This window comes from Desulfogranum japonicum DSM 18378 (assembly GCF_000429945.1).
Classification (GTDB): Bacteria; Desulfobacterota; Desulfobulbia; order Desulfobulbales; family Desulfobulbaceae; genus Desulfogranum; species Desulfogranum japonicum.
Genome location: NZ_AUCV01000034.1, coordinates 19,082 through 36,790, shown reverse-complemented (window position 1 = coordinate 36,790; position 17,709 = coordinate 19,082). Strand labels below are relative to the sequence as shown.

14 protein-coding genes are annotated in these 17,709 nt (G+C 44.5%); 9 read left to right on the top strand and 5 right to left on the bottom strand.

Annotated features, from left to right (window positions below; all coding sequences use genetic code 11):
* Positions 1-3: 3 nt before the first annotated feature.
* Entirely contained in the window at positions 4-1,020 is a 1,017-nt protein-coding gene (gene galE / locus G493_RS0115505) for a UDP-glucose 4-epimerase GalE (RefSeq protein ID WP_028581130.1), read from the bottom strand.
* A 606-nt stretch (positions 1,021-1,626) separates the two neighbouring features.
* Here galE and G493_RS0115500 point away from each other — a divergent pair.
* The 4 genes from G493_RS0115500 (at position 1,627) to G493_RS0115485 (ending at position 4,563) form a co-directional block, all read left to right on the top strand.
* Positions 1,627-1,812 carry a tautomerase family protein gene (locus tag G493_RS0115500; RefSeq protein ID WP_028581129.1) on the top strand — a complete coding sequence of 62 codons (186 nt, stop codon included), beginning with the start codon at positions 1,627-1,629 and terminating at the stop codon, positions 1,810-1,812.
* Between the two features lie 5 nt (positions 1,813-1,817).
* Positions 1,818-3,827 carry an NAD-dependent DNA ligase LigA gene (ligA, locus tag G493_RS0115495; protein ID WP_028581128.1) on the top strand — a complete coding sequence of 670 codons (2,010 nt, stop codon included), beginning with the start codon at positions 1,818-1,820 and terminating at the stop codon, positions 3,825-3,827.
* A gap of 66 nt (positions 3,828-3,893) precedes the next feature.
* A complete protein-coding gene (locus tag G493_RS0115490) occupies positions 3,894-4,169 on the top strand; it encodes an acylphosphatase (protein WP_028581127.1) in 276 nt (91 codons plus the stop codon).
* Between the two features lie 139 nt (positions 4,170-4,308).
* Positions 4,309-4,563 carry a hypothetical protein gene (locus G493_RS0115485; RefSeq protein WP_028581126.1) on the top strand — a complete coding sequence of 85 codons (255 nt, stop codon included), beginning with the start codon at positions 4,309-4,311 and terminating at the stop codon, positions 4,561-4,563.
* Positions 4,564-4,631: 68 nt separating this feature from the next.
* On the opposite strand, the gene G493_RS0115480 is transcribed toward G493_RS0115485, so the two are convergent.
* Positions 4,632-4,952, bottom strand: a complete 321-nt coding sequence (locus G493_RS0115480; protein ID WP_028581125.1) for a TusE/DsrC/DsvC family sulfur relay protein — start codon at positions 4,950-4,952, stop codon at positions 4,632-4,634.
* A gap of 252 nt (positions 4,953-5,204) precedes the next feature.
* Between G493_RS0115480 and G493_RS34730 the strand changes: the two genes are divergently transcribed.
* The 3 genes from G493_RS34730 to G493_RS29555 all read left to right on the top strand — a co-directional run bounded on the left by G493_RS34730 (position 5,205) and on the right by G493_RS29555 (position 13,541).
* The gene (locus G493_RS34730; RefSeq protein ID WP_028581124.1) at positions 5,205-7,079 is read left to right on the top strand and encodes a SurA N-terminal domain-containing protein; all 1,875 of its coding nucleotides are present in this window, start codon (positions 5,205-5,207) and stop codon (positions 7,077-7,079) included.
* Positions 7,080-7,337: 258 nt separating this feature from the next.
* Complete coding sequence (locus tag G493_RS0115465) at positions 7,338-11,498, top strand: SNF2-related protein (RefSeq protein WP_028581123.1); 4,161 nt, start codon at positions 7,338-7,340, stop codon at positions 11,496-11,498.
* Between the two features lie 297 nt (positions 11,499-11,795).
* Positions 11,796-13,541, top strand: a complete 1,746-nt coding sequence (locus G493_RS29555) for a methyl-accepting chemotaxis protein (protein WP_051309349.1) — start codon at positions 11,796-11,798, stop codon at positions 13,539-13,541.
* Positions 13,542-13,699: 158 nt separating this feature from the next.
* Here the strand turns inward: G493_RS29555 and recO are convergent, their stop codons facing one another.
* From recO to G493_RS0115445, 3 genes are read right to left on the bottom strand one after another with little or no spacing between them, the layout of a single operon-like run.
* Positions 13,700-14,476: a DNA repair protein RecO gene (recO, locus tag G493_RS0115455; RefSeq protein ID WP_028581122.1), complete on the bottom strand. Its 777-nt coding sequence runs from the start codon at positions 14,474-14,476 to the stop codon at positions 13,700-13,702.
* The gene (locus G493_RS0115450) at positions 14,476-15,282 is read right to left on the bottom strand and encodes a helix-turn-helix domain-containing protein (protein WP_028581121.1); all 807 of its coding nucleotides are present in this window, start codon (positions 15,280-15,282) and stop codon (positions 14,476-14,478) included. Before G493_RS0115450 ends, recO begins: the two co-directional genes overlap by 1 nt.
* 4 nt (positions 15,283-15,286) lie before the next feature.
* Entirely contained in the window at positions 15,287-16,303 is a 1,017-nt protein-coding gene (locus G493_RS0115445; RefSeq protein WP_028581120.1) for a SurA N-terminal domain-containing protein, read from the bottom strand.
* Between the two features lie 177 nt (positions 16,304-16,480).
* Here G493_RS0115445 and G493_RS0115440 point away from each other — a divergent pair, with 177 nt between their 5' ends.
* A complete protein-coding gene (locus G493_RS0115440) occupies positions 16,481-16,834 on the top strand; it encodes a flagellar basal body rod C-terminal domain-containing protein (protein ID WP_028581119.1) in 354 nt (117 codons plus the stop codon).
* A gap of 284 nt (positions 16,835-17,118) precedes the next feature.
* Positions 17,119-17,616 carry a TlpA disulfide reductase family protein gene (locus G493_RS0115435; protein ID WP_028581118.1) on the top strand — a complete coding sequence of 166 codons (498 nt, stop codon included), beginning with the start codon at positions 17,119-17,121 and terminating at the stop codon, positions 17,614-17,616.
* Positions 17,617-17,709: the final 93 nt, after the last annotated feature.

Sequence of the window (17,709 nt, the reverse complement as noted above, 5' to 3'; positions counted from 1 at the left end):
ATGTTACCCTGCATATCCGTTTGGGTTGGCAGTCTGCCAGCGCCAGGTATCGGCACACATCTCTTCAATGGTCCGCTCTGCCTGCCAGCCCAGTTCTTTTTTGGCAAGGTCCGGTGCTGCAAAACACTCAGCGATGTCACCATCTCGTCTAGGAGCAATTTTGTAGGGGATGGGGTGGCCACAGGCTCTTTCAAAAGCACGGACCATTTCCAGCACAGAATATCCACGGCCTGTACCCAGGTTATACGTGACGACACCCGGTTTCTCCTTGATTTTTTCAATGGCCTTTAAATGACCAAGCGCCAGGTCCACAACATGTATATAATCTCTTACTCCTGTGCCATCTTTGGTAGGATAATCGTTTCCAAACACTGAAAGTTGGGCAAGTTTGCCGACAGCCACCTGGGCAATATATGGCATAAGGTTATTGGGGATACCGTTTGGATCTTCACCTATCAGCCCGCTTTCGTGTGCTCCCACTGGATTAAAGTAGCGGAGGAGGGCTACATTCCACCTGCGATCAGCTGTGTGTACATCTCTCAGGATTTCTTCTGTCATGAGCTTCGTTCGACCATAGGGGTTGGTGCAGGATAACGGGAAATGCTCATAAATAGGGACACTGGCCGGGTTTCCGTAAACTGTTGCAGAAGAACTGAAAACAATGCTAAACACCTCGTGTTCAGTCATTGCTTTGCAGAGGTTTGTGGTACTTGTAAGGTTGTTGTGATAATACATCAATGGGTTGGCAACAGACTCTCCCACAGCTTTCAGGCCAGCAAAATGAATAACCGCATCAATAGCTTTGCAGGAGGTAAAAACCTGTGTGAGAGATTTCATATCCTGCAAATCCACATTGTAAAAATCAAGGGACTTGCCACTTAATTCTTCAACCTTTTGAAGCGCGATTTCGCTACTGTTGCACAAATTATCAACCACGCTGACTGAGTAGCCTGCTTTTAAGAGTTCCAGGCACGTGTGGCTCCCTATGTAACCCGCACCACCGGTAACAAGAATATGCATATATTTTCCTTTTCTGTATAATTGTATGTCAAAAGGCTGTTTTTGACGAATACCTGTCCATATATGGCCTTCTCGGAGTCTCGTTCCTCGCTTATCTGCTCGTGAACTAAAATTCTCTTTTATGGATAGGCATCAGCCAGGACTTCGGTCTCTTGCTTTTTGTCGGAATGTATGTTGTTGGTTAAATTGCTAGTCTTGATAATACATGCTCTATGCCGGCCATTGTTCGCCGGCACTCCAAGGAGTCTCCCTTCGCTTTCTTAGCTCTGCAGATGGCACTTTTTGGGGCAAGGCTTAAAATTCTTTTAAAGATGTTCTCTCTGGGTAGTCGTGGTTTGGGAGTTCGTCCCCGTATACCACCTCTTCGTATCGGTTTACGGATACCCGTTTGGGAAGCGAATCCGATGCTGTTATAGAAAAATGCAAATACATTCGCAATGCATCTGGTAAAGCTCGCATGCAAATCATTATCCATAATGCCACAAGCTGATCGACGAACCGATAATTATTTGCTATGAAGAAAGCGCTAGTAGTACTCTTCACCAGAATTGTGTTGCTGGCAAGAATATTTTTATATCAGAATCGTTAAAATGAGGGAGGCAAGTTATGCCCTATGTCAACATTCGAGTTGCAGGAACTCTGAGTAAAGAGCAAAAACAGAAAATAGCTAAAGGGGTAACTGATGTTATTTCTGAGGTTGCCAATAAGCCTAAGGAGGCCATTCTTATATTCATTGACGAAGAGTCACGTGAAAATATTGCTAAAGCAGGTGTTCTGCTTGAGGATATGTAATATCCATGAATAACAAGGTGGCCCAGCGGGCTGAATGGCTTCGCCGAGAAATCCAGGATCACTCCCATCGGTATTATGTTTTGGACGCACCGATCATCGCGGATGGTGAATATGACACTCTTTTTCAGGAATTGCTTGCTCTGGAGAAGCAATACCCTGAACTAAGAACCCTCGATTCCCCCACACATCGTGTGGGGGGGCCACCCCTTGAAGAATTCAACTCTGTTGAACATAAGCAGCCCATGCTCAGCCTTGACAATGTTTTCTCTGCTGAAGAATTTGGGGCATTTGCAGATCGAGTGGACCGCTACCTTAAAGTGAGCACTCCGTTGCAGTGGGTTGTTGAACCGAAACTAGATGGTCTTGCAGTAGAACTGGTGTATGAAAATGGGATGTTGACTGTAGGTTCTACCAGAGGCGATGGTGTTGTTGGGGAAAATATTACGGCCCAGTTAAAAACTATACACACTATTCCTCTTCAGCTTTATCCTATCTCTGATGTTCGGGTGCCCTCCAGCTTGGTAGTACGTGGCGAAGTATATTTTCCCAAACAGGATTTCAGGCGCCTTAATCGATTGCGTGAAGAAAATGGTGAGGCTGTGTTTGCCAATCCTCGAAATGCTGCAGCAGGTTCACTTCGCCAGTTGGACCCTAGGGTGACTGCACAGCGATCCCTGGCTTTTTTCCCCTATGCAGCCATATATCTGGGGGAATCAACCTGTTCGACTCAGGAAGAAATGTTTGCCTCTCTTCGCAACTTGGGTTTTAGGACAAATCCTCTGGTCTCCCTCTGTGCTTCGATGCATGATGTTGTGGAACAATATGCCCATTTTCATGAAATTCGTCACAGTCTTGATTATGAAATTGATGGGATGGTCATCAAGCTCAATGATTTTTCCCTCCAGGATCGAATGGGGAATACCGCGCGAGCGCCCAGATGGGCTGTGGCCTGGAAATTCCCGGCAGCGCAGGCGACAACTGTTGTTGAAAAAGTGGATTTTCAGGTGGGGAGAACAGGTGTTGTGACACCAGTAGCCTGGTTGAGGCCGGTAACTGTGGAAGGGGTTGTGGTTCAACGTGCGACCCTCCACAATCGTGATGAAATCGAACGTAAGCAACTCAAGGTCTATGATACCGTTCTTGTGCAACGTGCCGGCGATGTGATTCCTGAGGTCGTTCAGGTTATTTTGGAGAAACGCTCCGGGGCAGAGGAAGACATCATCTTTCCAGAATATTGCCCTGTGTGCGGGTCAGCATTGATCCAACGCAACGGTGAGGTGGCCGTTCGCTGTGTAAATAGTGCCTGTCCTGCAAAACAGATTCAACAACTCATATATTTTGCAGGAAAAAATGGGTTGGATATTGATGGGCTTGGTAAGAAAAACGTCGAAAAACTGGTTGCGGAAAATTTAGTTGCCGAGATCGCTGATTTCTTTTTTTTATCCCAGGATCAATTGTCTCAACTCGATGGCTGGGGAGAAAAATCAGCACGAAAAGTTATTGATGCCATAGAGCGGGCCAAAACACCAAAACTTGGGACATTCATAAGGGCGTTGGGGATTCGGCATGTTGGCGAAGTGACAGCTGAGTTATTGGCCGCGCATTTTGGCACACTTGAAGCTTTCATTATAGGTAACAAAGAGGACTTCATCCAGATAGAAGGTGTTGGGGAGCAGGCAGCTGAAGCTTTAGAGGTGTTTGTGCAGAGTCCCTCCACCAAAGAAACGTTTGATAGGCTACACCTGGCCGGCATGCAGGTTCAACCTTTTGAACAGAGCGAATCTCCCCTTTCCCAAAGAGTCTTCCTCTTTACCGGCACACTGTTGAGTTTGTCCAGAAATGAAGCCAAACAGTTGGTAAAAAACCAGGGGGCTCAAGTGGTTTCTTCTCTGAGCGGCCGTGTAACAGACCTGGTTGCAGGTGAAAAGGCTGGTAGTAAACTTACCGCTGCACGTGAAAAGGGTATAACTGTATTGGATGAGGGCGATTTTTTGAGACTTGTTGGCAAAAAATAGGTTTGAATGCATGGCATAAAAATCAGGGGCAGTTCCCTTGAATCAGCGCAGGATGAGGAGAATAGGATGGAGATAATTGCCATGCGAGCTTACGTGTCCGGGAAGGTTCAGGGGGTCTGTTTTAGAGAATACACTCGAAGAAAGGCTGTTGAATTGGGGATTGATGGATGGGTTCGAAATTTGTCCGATGGGCGGGTTGAAGTTTTAGCACAGGGCGAGAGAGCGTTGATCCAGGAATTCATAAAATGGCTGCATGTTGGTTCGCCATATGCTCAGGTGAGTCATGTTGAAACCAAAAGAGAAGATTGTCTTGAGACAATGGGTTTTTCCATTCTTTTTTAGCCCGGGCTGCTTAGCAAAGTCATGAGTAATCGGATTGAAACACCATAATTAGGGATAGGGAGAGATACTTTATGGAGTGTCTGAAGCCCTTGTTGATAACAATAACAGTGAGTAATTTGGTAAAGGCCATTACGATTGTATGAAAAAAAAGGTACAGATACCGGTCGGAGACCCAGCGGGAAGAATTACCTGCAATAAATGCGGCAATAAGAAGGATTTTGTAGAGATTGCAGAAAATGTATTAGTGACCACAAGGTATACACAGAACAGCGATGGTTCATTTACCCCTGAAGAGAATGATACGGAAGTTTTCGGTGCGGTAAAATTTATCTGTGGACAGTGTGGAGAGGATCTCTCTCGTTATCATTCACACTTTTTGGAAATGTCTTTTTAAGACCAAGAAAAAGGAGGTTGCCAGGCAACCTCCTTTAATGTTGTTCGACTGTACTCTACGAGTAAAAATCAGACACAACCTGTAGGTTTAGGAAGACCAGCCATTTTACAAGCGCCTTTACCTGGTCCAGAGGGGAACAGTTCGTAGATTCGCTTCAGTGGAAAACCAGTTGTTTTGGAAAGAATACGAACCATAGGAGCAATACCATTTTTCTTGTAGTACTCCTGAAGAGCATCGATAACTTTTTGGTGCTCGTCGGTGATGTCGGCAATGCCTTCAACACCCTTTACGTAGTCAACCCAGTTTTCGTCCCAATCTTCAGCACCTTTCAGCAGGAAACCGTCTTCGTCTACCTCGTAGGCTTTTCCGTTGTGCTCGATTGTTGCCATGTGTTCCTCCTTGGCCAAGTGATTAATATGAATGAGTAATGAAATCCTATTTTTAAAAATTCATCAGTTTCTTACTATAGGGGTAGGTGTTTGTCAAGCAAACACCTCTTTTTTTGAGTGAATGATCAATCATTTTTTCACCGATTGCAATGTATGCATTTTTCCCTGGTAACTTCTGGAAAAATTGAACATAATGATCCATTTTTCGTGCCAGATAATGCGTTCGATATATGAGGAGGAAATCATTTTATCATGTTGAATATATTTAGAAAAAAACGACAATCCATAGTGAGTCAAGGTATTGTGTTGATCATTATGATTGTTTTTGTCTTTTGGGGTGTTGGTACGTACATGAACAAAGGTGGCAATGCTGCTGCCATTGTGAATGGAACGGAAATTTCCCGCCAGGATTTTGGACAGAGCTACGAACGGACTGCAGACAGATATCAGAAGCAGTTTGGCGGACAGATGACTCCTGAAATGATGAAAAGTCTTGGTTTAAGGAGACAAGTGCTGGAACAACTCATCCAGAGGGAGTTGCTTCGCCAGGGAGCGGAAGAGTTGGGATTGCAGATCAGCGAAGAAGAACTTCAACGAACAATTCTTGAAATGGATGCTTTTCAGGCAGAGGGTGCATTCAGCGAAGAGTTATATAGAGGATTGCTGAGCGGCAAAGGTTTTACACCTACCTCTTTTGAAAAAGGGTTGAAAGAGGACCTTATCATTCAGAAGGTGAGCGGCACACTAGGAACATTTACTGATGTTACTCCTGCTGAGCTGGAGGCCTGGAAGGATTTTGCACGCGAAGAAATTCGACTGGGGTATGTTGCTTTTTCAGCCGATTCCTATACCGAAGAAGTTGAAGTAACCGATGAAAAACTCACAGAATGGTATAAAGACAATGGCGAACAGTTTAAGACCGATCCCCAAGTACAACTGAAATACCTGTATTATACCTTTGCAGATGCTGCGGCAGCTGTGCATATAACCGAAGATGATGTCCGCAATCGCTATGATTCCCGTAGCAGCGAGTATCAAACACCCGAAGAACGCCATGCGCGTCACATCCTTTTCAAGGTTAACAGTAGTGACTCTGATGAAGTCAAGGCAGCAAAGAAGAAGGAGGCTGAGGATATTCTGGCTCGTGCCCGCAAGGGAGAAAATTTTGCAGATCTTGCCAAGCAATACAGTGAAGGACCAACCAAAGATAGAGGCGGTGATTTAGGCTTTTTTCAGCAGGGCCGTATGGTACCGGCTTTTGATAAAGCTGTTTTCAGCATGAAGCAGGGTGAAATAAGCGAACCTGTTCTTACTCAGTTTGGGTATCATATCATTCAACTGGAAGAGATAAAACCTGCTCAGGTTACGTCTTTTGAAAGTGTGAGGGATAAAATTCAGGAAATTATGCAGGAAGAAGCTGCTCATGATATTGTTTACAATGAGGCTGCCAAGGCGTATGAGGATATTATGCTCGCCGGAAGCCTTGAAAAATTTGCTAAGCAAAATAATCTAGTCTTAAAAACTACAGATCTTTTTGATAGGGAAAATGCTCCGGAGGAAATTGCCAGCCAGCAGGCTATGCTTGATGCTGCCTTTTCCTTGCAAAAAGGCGAATTGAGTTCCTCTGCTCTTGAAGTAAAGGATGGGTATGTGATTCTATTTGTAGAGGACCGGAAAGAACCATCTGTACCAGATCTGAATACGGTCAAAGATGCCGTTGCAGAAGCCTACGTGAAAGAGCAGAGCAAGGAACTGGCTCGCCAGGCAGCAGAAAAATATTTGCAGGAATGCAGGGAAAAAGATACCCTCGTCGCAGGACCAACTGTTAAAGAATCCGCTTTTATTAAACGAAACAGCACTTCTGATATTCCACCACAACTTGTACAGGCAGCATTTTCATCTGATGGAAAGCAGCATCTTGGTGGCAATGTCGTAGATGTGACGAACACTTTTTACGTCTATGCTGTTCTTGAAACCAGGCTGGGAAAAGATGAGTTGCCAGAAGCGCAACTGGAGCAGTTGCAACAACAATTGCTTGAAAGTAAAAAGAATCGTCTGGTGAATCAATGGTTGCAGAAACTTCACAATGAAGCAAAGATTTGGGTAAATCCAGATGTCTTGCAGTAGTTGCTTGAAATAACTGAATATCAGCCCGTTACAATGCGAGTTGCAGCCCCGGCATAACATTGCCGGGGTTTTTTGTTGTAGGTATCTTTTAGATTTATCGATGAAAAGAGATAAAATAGTGTGTGTTCAGAAAATGGGAAAGTTCTTCGAATTCGGGATGCCCAAGTATTGAAGATGAACATTTCTGACTATCTGCAAGATACTGTCGTCTGAAAATCCTCTGAGGATAACCTCTTAATAAAATTTTAGAAAAAAACTATGTCGGAAACGAAACAAGCAAGCATCTTACCAGAGATCCTGACGCATTTAACTTCCCATGAACAGCTCATACTCCAGCTTGTTTCCATTATTTACGAGCCAGTCTCCATTACTTTTCTAGCTAAATGCATGGCCGCAGTTGATCTGGGGATACCTAAAGAACAGAAGCCGGTCAAGGAAAACATCAGCCGGCTGGTGAAAACGCTGAAAAGTGCCGGTGTGCTGAACAGCAAGAACCAACTCTCTGCCAACACTGCAGAATATTATACCAGACTGGCCATGAAACAAGGGTATTTTGCAGCTCTGGCAGCTGTTGTTGAAAAAGAAGCCCCGGTTTCTTTTTCGTATGGAAAATGGCCTACAAGATGCTGGCGTGCGTTGCGTCAGTTCAGATTGGGAGTATATGAGCAGGATTTCGATAAACTCGATGAAGCACTGATGTTCATTGAAGATTCCTGTGCTAAACATCTCCACACAGAGCCTCCGGCCGTGTTGGTAGTTGCCCATTGTTTCGATCCTGAATGGCTTGGTCAACTACCCAGTTCCCTGCAGTTTTATTTACTCGAACAGGTTGTTCGTTATTCCCTGGAGAGTTTGAACCATTATCCGGAAGTGTTGACATATCTGGAAAATGAAGTGGCTAACTCTATTTCAAAAATCGAACTCGTTCCTTTTCATCGGCTTCTGGCAAATTATTACCTGTTGCAGGGCCGTTTTACAGACCTGGAAAAACTCATTGAGCGCTATGTCGATTCATTTCAAGGTTCAGGTTATGCCGGATGTGTTGCCTTTCTCTGCAGAGATGTGGAGGAAGCCTTAACGCTCTTTGAAGAAGATCTGGTCGTATTGCGGACGTATACTGAGGACAGTTCCAGCTTTTTCTACGGAATAACGGGGTTGTTCTGCCTTTTTGCGCTGCTGGCGAGGAATGCTGAAGGGGATCAAGAGCGTATTCTACAGGCTATTTATAGTGTTTTGCAAAGATGTGCGGGATGCCCTGAGGAAATTCCTTACCTCTTTTTGGATGCAGTGATCCATTCTCCGGTTGGGAAACTCCCGGATATGATGAAGCTGACAGAACGTCTGGCTGCGGATGATCGAAGCCTGACTACCTTGGTTGCGGTATTGTCTCTTTATTGGATTGGAGTAGAGATTCCCGAGGATTTTCAACAGGGATTGGAGGCCTTGCATGAGCAGGCTGTAGCCAATACCTTTGATTGGTTGGCAATGGAAACCTTGGAGCTGTTGGCTGCCGTTGATGATAAACACGCGGCAAGGGGTGAGGAAGCCCAAGCAATGGCTCAATCCATCGGTTGTCGTACCCTCACTCATATACTGCAGCCCCATGATTCCTGGAAAAAGAGTCTGGATGAGTTGATTCGTTTGACCAGTCATGAACGTGAGACAGATCAGGATGTCCGTCTGGCATGGTTTGTTCATTATGAAGATAATCATCTGTCTCTATTGCCCAAAGAGCAAAAACGTACATCGTCAGGGGGCTGGACAAAAGGACGCACCGTAGCCCTGAACAGGCTGGCTATAGCTGAAGATTTCGAATATCTCACCAGTCAGGATAAACGGGTTTGCTCAACCATACACCAGGTTGCAGAACCCACAGCGAAAAATGGGGGGTGTGATTTTGATTATGAGAAAGCACTGCCACTCATTGTTGGACACCCTTCGGTATTCTTGGAAAAATCACCTCAAATCCCGGTTGAACTCGTAGCTGGCGAGCCGGAACTGGTTGTTGAACAAAAAGGTGATTCACTTTTTATCCATTTTACCCAGGAGATAGGTGAAGGTAAAATTGCGGTATGGAAGGAAACCCCTACACGCTTCCGGATCATTGAAATCAACGATGATCATCGTAAAGTCGCTGCCATAACAGGTGAAAAAGGCCTCTATGTCCCTATGGAGGCCAGTAAAAAAGTACTTGATGCCATTGGTAATATTGCATCATTTATGACTGTGCACTCCGCCATTGATGTTTTGGGAGAAGAAAAGCAGGTTGAATTTGTTGAGAGTGATCCCAAAATACACATACATATCATCCCTTATGGTAGCGGATTTCGTCTGGAAATGTTTGTGCGACCGTTTGCAACAGACGGTCCGTATCTCAAACCAGGGGACGGCGTGGCCAATGTCATGGCTGAGATCGAAGGGAAAAGATTGCAGACTCGTAGAAATCTCCTGTTGGAAGAAAAAAAGGCAAGGGAGATTGAAGAAAGCTGCCCTATGCTTGACTTGGCTATTGACCTTGAGCAGGAAAATCAGCGGGAATGGCATCTGCTGGATCCTGAAGAATGTCTGCAGGTGTTGCTGGAGATAGAAGCAATACGCGACCGGATAGTACTGGAATGGCCGGAGGGTGAAAAACTTGCTGTGCGTCGGCAGGTTGGTGTCAATCAGTTGAATCTCAATATACGGACCAGCCAACAGGATTGGTTTGCACTGTCTGGGCAACTGGAAGTTGACCAGGATGAGGTTATAGAGCTGAAAACTCTTTTAGAACGGATGATTGAGGCCAAAAGCCGTTTTATTCCACTGGGTGACGGTCAGTTTTTGGCACTTACCCAAGAGTTTCGTAACAGGCTCGAAGAGTTAATTTTATACGGGGATACCTCCCAGAAAGAGCCTGGCGAGATTGGTATTCACCCTCTTGCTGCAATAGCGTTGGAAGATCTTACCCATCAGGCCAAAACTTCAGCCGATGATGGCTGGAGAAGCCAGATCCAGCGAATTACCGACTCCCAGGAATTTGTGCCTCAGGTGCCCTCTACCCTGAAAGCTGAATTGCGCGATTACCAGAATGAGGGATTTGTGTGGATGAGTAGATTGGCCCATTTAGGTATCGGAGCCTGTCTTGCAGATGATATGGGACTTGGCAAAACCTTGCAGGCAACCACTGTTATTCTGAGCCTTGCAGACCAGGGGCCCACCTTGGTCATAGCTCCAACATCTGTTTGTATGAACTGGGAAACCGAAATCAATCGGTTTGCCCCTACTTTTAATATTCATTTTTTTAGTGGGCAGAACCGGGAAGAGACCATCAAGGATTTGGGTAAATTCGATTTGCTGATCACCAGCTATACGCTGTTGCAACAGGAAATAGAATTATTGAAGCAGGTATCCTGGCAGTCGGTGGTGCTTGATGAAGCACAGGCAATTAAAAATGCTGCAACCAAGCGGTCCAGAGCTGCCATGCAGCTTAAGGCCAAGTTTAAATTGATTACGACAGGTACACCTATAGAGAACCATTTAGGTGAACTCTGGAATTTATTCAGTTTCATTAATCCCGGATTGCTCGGTACATACAAACAGTTTAACAGTCGTTTTGGAATTCCTATTGAAAAATATCATGATCGAGATGCCAGGAAATCCCTTAAGAAATTGATTCGTCCGTTCATGCTTCGGAGAATTAAATCCCAAGTTCTTGATGAATTGCCGCCACGTACTGAAATTACCCTCAGGGTGGAAATGCAGCCTGAAGAATTGCAGTTTTATGAGGCGCTTCGTCAGCAGGCCATTGAAAATATTGAAGGCAGTGCAGAAAAGAGCGGCAGGCATTTGCGTATTCTGGCTGAAATTATGCGATTACGACGGGCATGTTGTAACCCCAAACTGATCAATGAAAATGTGAAAATTCCATCGACTAAGCTGCAGGTTTTTGCCGAAGTTGTTGAAGAATTGCTTGAAAGCAGGCATAAAGCATTGGTATTTAGCCAGTTTACAGGGCATTTAGCTCTTATTCGGGCATTTCTCGATGAAAAAAAGATAGCGTACAAATATTTGGATGGAACAACTCCGGCCAAGGAGCGTCAGCGTCAGGTGGAAAGTTTTCAGGCTGGAGATGGCGATCTTTTCCTGATCAGTCTGAAGGCCGGTGGTCTGGGTCTGAATTTGACTGCTGCAGACTACGTTATTCACATGGATCCCTGGTGGAATCCTGCTGTAGAGGATCAAGCTGCTGACCGTGCCCACCGAATAGGTCAAAAACGTCCTGTAACTGTATATCGCCTGGTGACGGCTGGAACCATTGAAGAAAAAATCGTTCGGCTTCATCAGGAGAAAAGGGATCTTGCCAATTCACTCCTTGAAGGAACCGATGTCAGCGCCCGCATCAGTGCTGAGGAATTACTGGAACTGATACGGAGTAGTTGAGCCGCATTGTTCATTTTGACCGGGCTTGAGAGTCCGGTCAAAAGAAAATGGTTGCTGTCTATTCTGTTACTCTATTTTTTTTGCAACTCATCACGGGGTTTTATCTATACGCTTACGTTTCCCCCCAGGCTGTCACACAGTGGTAAAGAACTGGTAATTATTTCAGAATGTCGTTTTTTTCCCTTCTTGAGGCTTCTTCATTGCGATACTATGAAGTAAGGGTATTTGGCAGTAATGGAAGTTTTCAGTTGCTTTTTGAGAGGGTCTTTCCCTTTCGCGCAGGCAGGAGGTCGAGTTATGATAAAGTCTTCATTTCCAGTTCGTTTGATTTCTCGTTTATTTCCTTCATACTATACGCTCGTAAATGGTTGTGTCACCTCACTCTTGCTGGGAATGGGAATATGTATTGCGCTGTTGCTGGGTGCCATATTTTTGCCAGGTATAGCGGGGATATTGAAGGTTCTTGCTGGCCTGCTTTTCTGCCTGTTAGTTGTGTCAGGTATTTTTTTTGCGAAAGCGTTGAAAGATGCCATGCAGTGTACTCTGACTGAAGTAGAGTCTATTTTTGCCAGTCTGAAAGACGGTGAGATTGATTTGTCACCCTCCTCTTTGAAAACGAGTTCCCAGCTTACCGGAGACATCCAACGCAAATATGATGAATTTCTTGATGCGATGCGTCATTTGGTCGAAGAGTTACGCAGAATCGGAATAGATATAGCTATAGATTGCGCTAAGGTAACAACGTCAATTATCGATACTACTCAAAAAACTGCTGAACAAAGTGAACTTTCTTCCGTGGTATCTTCTGCCAGCGTTGAGGCTGATACTGCCATTGCTGAAGTGTCTGAATCTGCCCAATATGTCTCTGGAAGAACTTCTGAAAATTTAGAACTCGCTCAAAATTCTTATCAGGAGTTGATGGCTGCAGCTGATAAGTCTCAGCAGATAAATACATCTGTTGAATCATTCCGTGTCACTGTACATGAGCTTGGAAAAAGTGCCCAGGCTATCTTGCAGTCCGTGTCGATTATTAACGATATTGCAGAGCAAACTAACTTGCTTTCTCTCAATGCCACCATTGAAGCAGCACGTGCCGCTGAGCATGGAAAAGGATTTGCTGTCGTTGCAGAAGAGGTTCGTGAGCTCGCCAGAAGTATTGGTCCTGCCACCGAGGAAATCACGTCCAGCGTAAAGTCCATGATATCAATAGTGGAAAAAACTCAGCGTGAAACTGCAGAAATAAGCACTTTTGCAGAGCAGACCAGTTCAACAATCACGCAGACATCGGAGAATTTTCACACCATGATAAGTGACTTCGAGGATGCGAATCAGCAGTTTATTAAAATTGCTGCAGCCATCGAAGAATTGTCCACCAATAATACAGAGGTAACTGAAAAAGTTGGTGGAATCAACCTGCTGAGTCAAGATATTGCTGAGGATATGCATACTTCCGAACTCTCGGCAGAAACCTTAAGCAGCGAAACTGAAAGAATGCTTGAAATGGTAGCTACTTTTAGAACAGGTAGTGGCCCTTTTGATCAGATGATTACCTATGCAAAGGAAAAGAAAATATTTTTCCAGCAGGAGATCCAGGCGCTGAAAGATTCTGGAGTGTCTGTTTTTGATACGAATTACAAGGAGATTCCTAACACTAACCCCCCTAAGTTTTTGACTTCCTACACCAAGGAATTTGAGAAAAGGATGCAGCCTCATTTTGATAAGGCCCGTTCGGAAATAGAAGGAGTGGCGTATTTTCTTGCGATTGATAAAAACGGTTACCTGCCTGCGCATCATGCAGCTTTTTCCAAACCACTAACTGGAAACTTTACCCATGATGTAGCCAATAGCAGGCATCAGCGTATTATCTTCACCACTAAAACCGAAAAGAGACGATGTACACATACGCAGCCTATGTTGTTGCAGACTGTTAAGAGAGATACAGGCGAAATCCTCAATGACCTTTCGTTGCCTGTCTACGTTGATGGCAGGCATTGGGGGGCAGTTATTATAGGATTTGATCCAGCCATATTGTTCCATACATAATATCGGACATGGGGAAATTTTCAGCAACAGGTTGTATGGCATGTAACTTTTGGTTTTCTCCGCATCCTGGCGAATAAGATGGAGTGTGCCGCCTATGCAGATCTGGTGACTTTATTCCACTGTATGACCTGCCGTTGATAACATATTTGTAAGTAATATCACCTGTCATGAAGCAAGGGAAACAGCGATTTTAACCCCTTCCACCCTGTTATATCCTGCTGTAAAAGGTGAAGTGAAAAACGATGTAACGTTTCAATAGTCTGCTGGATGGCTGAGGCTGGCATTTTGAGGCGATTAAGACGCCCTAACTGTACTTCCTGGGCAAGGTGGAGAAATTTCAGCGTTTGTACAGAGATTTGTGCCTCATCGTATCCCCGTGAATAAGGTGTGCATGTGGAGCAGGTTATGGCTCCCCCACTTGGCTGTAAGCGATAGGTCTGGCCGTTCCGAACAGGTTGTCCGCAAGTGAAGCAGCGCTTCAATTCCGGCTGATATCCTAGTAAACCCATGAAGCGTACGTGAAAAAGGGCAACCACTTTCAGTGGCTTTTCTTCTGTTGTCAGAGTAGAAAATGCCCAGTCAAGAAGAGCGAAAATACCTTCATCACTGTCATTTTCTCTTGTGAATTTGAGAATGAGTTCCGTGATGAAAGAGGCGGCCAGGTAGCGCTCATAAAACTGTCGTAGCGGAAGATAGGCCTGGACTAGCTCGGCTTCACTGAAAAACAAGAGTGTGCCTTTCCTTGGCTGAGAATAGACGATATTCAATTTAGTGAACGGTTCAAGTTTGTTGACGAATCTTTGCTTGCTTCGTTTTGCTCCCTTGGCTATACCTGCTATTTTTCCACGATCTCTGCAAAAACATGTAATGATTTTGTCTGATTCACCGTGATCAGTGGTTTTGAGTACAAAACAGCAGGTTGTGCATGTTTGCATTATTCAGGTCGAAAAGTCTGTATATGGAGAGGGTAGGAATTATTCTGTTGGCTTGGAAAGTGATGGGGGGAGCCATTGAGCACTATTTCAGCACTGTCTGGATGTGGAAAGACAACAAGAATTTCATGCTTTGCGTTCCATATTGCTTTTGTTCCCTTTGTATACAGTTCTTTTACAGGAGTCTGGTTATCTATGGTAACCTCAACAGGGCTATCCAGGTGAAAGGCTGCTTCAAGCTGCAGTGACTCTGCCTCCACCACTTCGGGTTTGGGCTCCTGGGTTGGCTGGATAGTTTCTAAAACGGTTGAAGAAAGAGTTTTAGTCTTGTCCGTAATGAAGTTAAATGGATTCCAGCCCGTGTAAAGACAAAACGCTGTAAAGGATAAAACGATCAAGCAGAGTATGATAACTGCCACTGTTGACGAAGGGATGTGGCTGGGCTCAGCCAGTCGTTTTGCTGAAAGGGTTTGCGAGTCTCGAAAAGTTTCCTTCGGAGTCTGCACAGGATTTTTACCTTCTGCATTGCGCTGCTGAAGAAATTTGATTGCCATCTCCGGACCATCAAGACCGAGGTATTCAGCGTAAAGTGCCAGCAAGCCTTTGGTGAAGGTGTCAGCTGGAAGTTTTTGATACGCGTTATTTTCCATGGATTTCAGGTTTCCAATGGAAATTTTGGTGTCTTGGGAAACCTGTTCGTAACTGATCCCTTTTTCTTCGCGTACCCTTTGAAGCCGTTGTCCAATGCTTTGCGGCACCGAGGGCTCTCCGGTTGTTTTTTCTTGTCCCCGCATGGTATCTTTAATCATGTATTTACAGGATTCTGATGTAAGCTTTTTCCTTTATGTCTTTAAACCACTGCTCAAATTGGGATTGCAGTTCCTGGTCGTATAGAATATCCCGTATTTCATCCTTAACAGAATCGTAGGGAACTTTGGATATGATTTTACCTTCTTTTGAAGAGAGTGTCGTGAAAAATTGGTACCCGGAAGGGGACTCTACAACGGAACTGATTGCTCCCGGTTTCAAGCCTACCACCGCCTTTTTCATAAAGGGAGCCATTTCCTTTTCCTGAAATGTACCCAGGTCTCCTCCGTCATCTGCTGATGGGAGTTCGGAATAACGCTTAGCAAGTTCTTTAAAGTCTTTTCCTTGAAGTGCAAGGTCATGTATTTTCTTTATTCTTTTTCTAGCCTCTTGTTTAGCCGCATCACCATGCAGACCATCGGATTTACTTGTTTCCGTACCTATCTGAAGGATATAATAACCATCGTCCTGAAGATGTTCCGTGTAGTGTTCGTCGTAATAATCAATAATCTTTTCTTCCGGGATGATTATTTTGGATCGTACCTCGTATCCAACCAATTTGGACGAAAGGATCTGTTCTTTAAGATCTTCCCTGTACTGGGTTTCGTCCATGCCGATATCTTTCAGGTCTTCAAGGAACTGGTCTCTGGAAACCCTGTTTCGTGAAATGATTCTTTCTATGGCATTGTTTACTTCAGCGTCAGATACACTGATATTGAGGCGTGCAGCCTCTTGAACAAGAAGTTTACGGTCGATAAGCTTTTGAATAACATTCTGTCTGATTTGTGCCATCACTGTGGGCAGCTGCTCCGAAGGTACTTCGGTCGCGGCTTTCTGAAACATAGGCTGACCTAGTTCATTAACCTCTGACATTGTTATAATATCGTTATTTACCACAGCCACACTTTTATCGACCACTTCAGCGTTGGAAGAGGTGAATGGAAAGAGGGCGAGACTGATCAACATAATACAAGAAGTGAAGAATTGCATGGCTCGTGAGGGGGCATGGTTAAGGCTTTTCATATGATTAGCGGAACATCCCTGTATGCTATGGTAGCTTCCTTTACCATAACAGCGCATACCTTTCTAATCATTCGCGGTAAAAGGCGCAATAGATTTTGGCTGGCTTGACAAAACATCTCGTATATGGCTGGTAATTTGCATGTGTTTTGTTATATGCTATTCGTATGGAGGAGAAATATGATATCAGGACTAAATAGTGCACTGTCCGGCCTGCAGGCTGTTGGAACCAAGGTGGAAAATAATGCTAATAATGTAGCCAATCTGAATAGTGATGGCTTTAAAAAAGGGAGAGTCATACTCAGCGAAAGGGCGCCCCAGGGGGTAAAGGCAAATTTTGAGAAAGTTAACACACCCGGGTCTTATCAGATTGAAGAAACCAATAATGGTCAGGAGATGGTTGAAAAGTCCAACGTTGACCTTGGTGAAGAAATGCCTGAAATGATTATGAATAAACATACCTATAGTGCTAACCTTAAAACTATCGAGACGGTTGATGAGATGATGGGACAGTTGTTGAATACCAAAGCTTGAGTTCATACAGGAGATGAAATGGACTCGATTACGGAATCGTAATTCAAATTGCAACATTGTTCTTTTGTCACACTCTCTTTTCTGTTAAAATACACCTCGTTATTCCCCCTGCAAAAGATGTATGTTAGGTGGGACTGATATCAATGAGTGTTGAGTTCATTGATATCACAGCATATAATACGTGGTGAGCTGTTGCTGTGCAAGATCCTCTCAGGTTCAATTTTTTGTATCGTCAACGGGCTGCACTGGTCTGAAGTACAATTTTTACTGATTGATACGATTTCATGGTTAGGAATGTAAAATACCTCGTTCTCAGTTTGTTCATGGTCATTGTGTTTACGGCCTGCATCAGGTCACCTGTTTCTGCCGGTGTGACGATGCCCTCTTTTACACTATCTTCTGTTTCTGAAGGTAAAACTGTGAGAAGTGCCGATTTTGCTGGAAAAGCTATGTTGATCACCTTTTTTGCCACCTGGTGCACTCCATGCAGAATGGAAATTCCCGTGTTGAAAAGTGTACACGGCGAGTATGCCTCCCAGGGCTTTACTGTGGTCGGCTTGTCTGTTGACGAATCTGGTGCCGATGTGGTTGCCCGGCTGGTTGAACAGGAACAGATACCATACCCCGTATTGATGGCTGATAAAGCAACTGCCAGTAAATTTGGCGGTGTTGCGGCAATTCCCACATCCTTCCTGGTGAACAAGAAAGGAGAAGTTGTAAAAACATATCCTGGCTATATCCCCATTGGTTTGTTAAAAAAAGATATTAAATCAGTTCTTTAACTTTTTCGATAATCCCTCGAAAGCCTGGGATTATGGTTGACAAGAAGTCTGTAATTGCGTACCTTCGCATCCTAAGAGGTACAGGGCAATAAG

Excerpts from the sequence above, each read along its gene's own strand:
- recO (WP_028581122.1), bottom strand. The coding sequence starts at position 14,476 with ATGCAAACATGCACAACCTGCTGTTTTGTACTCAAAACCACTGATCAC.
- ligA (WP_028581128.1), top strand. The coding sequence starts at position 1,818 with ATGAATAACAAGGTGGCCCAGCGGGCTGAATGGCTTCGCCGAGAAATC.
- G493_RS0115435 (WP_028581118.1), top strand. The coding sequence starts at position 17,119 with ATGGTTAGGAATGTAAAATACCTCGTTCTCAGTTTGTTCATGGTCATT.
- G493_RS34730 (WP_028581124.1), top strand. The coding sequence starts at position 5,205 with ATGTTGAATATATTTAGAAAAAAACGACAATCCATAGTGAGTCAAGGT.
- G493_RS0115500 (WP_028581129.1), top strand. The coding sequence starts at position 1,627 with ATGCCCTATGTCAACATTCGAGTTGCAGGAACTCTGAGTAAAGAGCAA.
- galE (WP_028581130.1), bottom strand. The coding sequence starts at position 1,020 with ATGCATATTCTTGTTACCGGTGGTGCGGGTTACATAGGGAGCCACACG.
- G493_RS0115445 (WP_028581120.1), bottom strand. The coding sequence starts at position 16,303 with ATGAAAAGCCTTAACCATGCCCCCTCACGAGCCATGCAATTCTTCACT.
- G493_RS0115440 (WP_028581119.1), top strand. The coding sequence starts at position 16,481 with ATGATATCAGGACTAAATAGTGCACTGTCCGGCCTGCAGGCTGTTGGA.
- G493_RS0115485 (WP_028581126.1), top strand. The coding sequence starts at position 4,309 with ATGAAAAAAAAGGTACAGATACCGGTCGGAGACCCAGCGGGAAGAATT.
- G493_RS29555 (WP_051309349.1), top strand. The coding sequence starts at position 11,796 with ATGATAAAGTCTTCATTTCCAGTTCGTTTGATTTCTCGTTTATTTCCT.
- G493_RS0115490 (WP_028581127.1), top strand. The coding sequence starts at position 3,894 with ATGGAGATAATTGCCATGCGAGCTTACGTGTCCGGGAAGGTTCAGGGG.
- G493_RS0115465 (WP_028581123.1), top strand. The coding sequence starts at position 7,338 with ATGTCGGAAACGAAACAAGCAAGCATCTTACCAGAGATCCTGACGCAT.
- G493_RS0115480 (WP_028581125.1), bottom strand. The coding sequence starts at position 4,952 with ATGGCAACAATCGAGCACAACGGAAAAGCCTACGAGGTAGACGAAGAC.
- G493_RS0115450 (WP_028581121.1), bottom strand. The coding sequence starts at position 15,282 with ATGATTAAAGATACCATGCGGGGACAAGAAAAAACAACCGGAGAGCCC.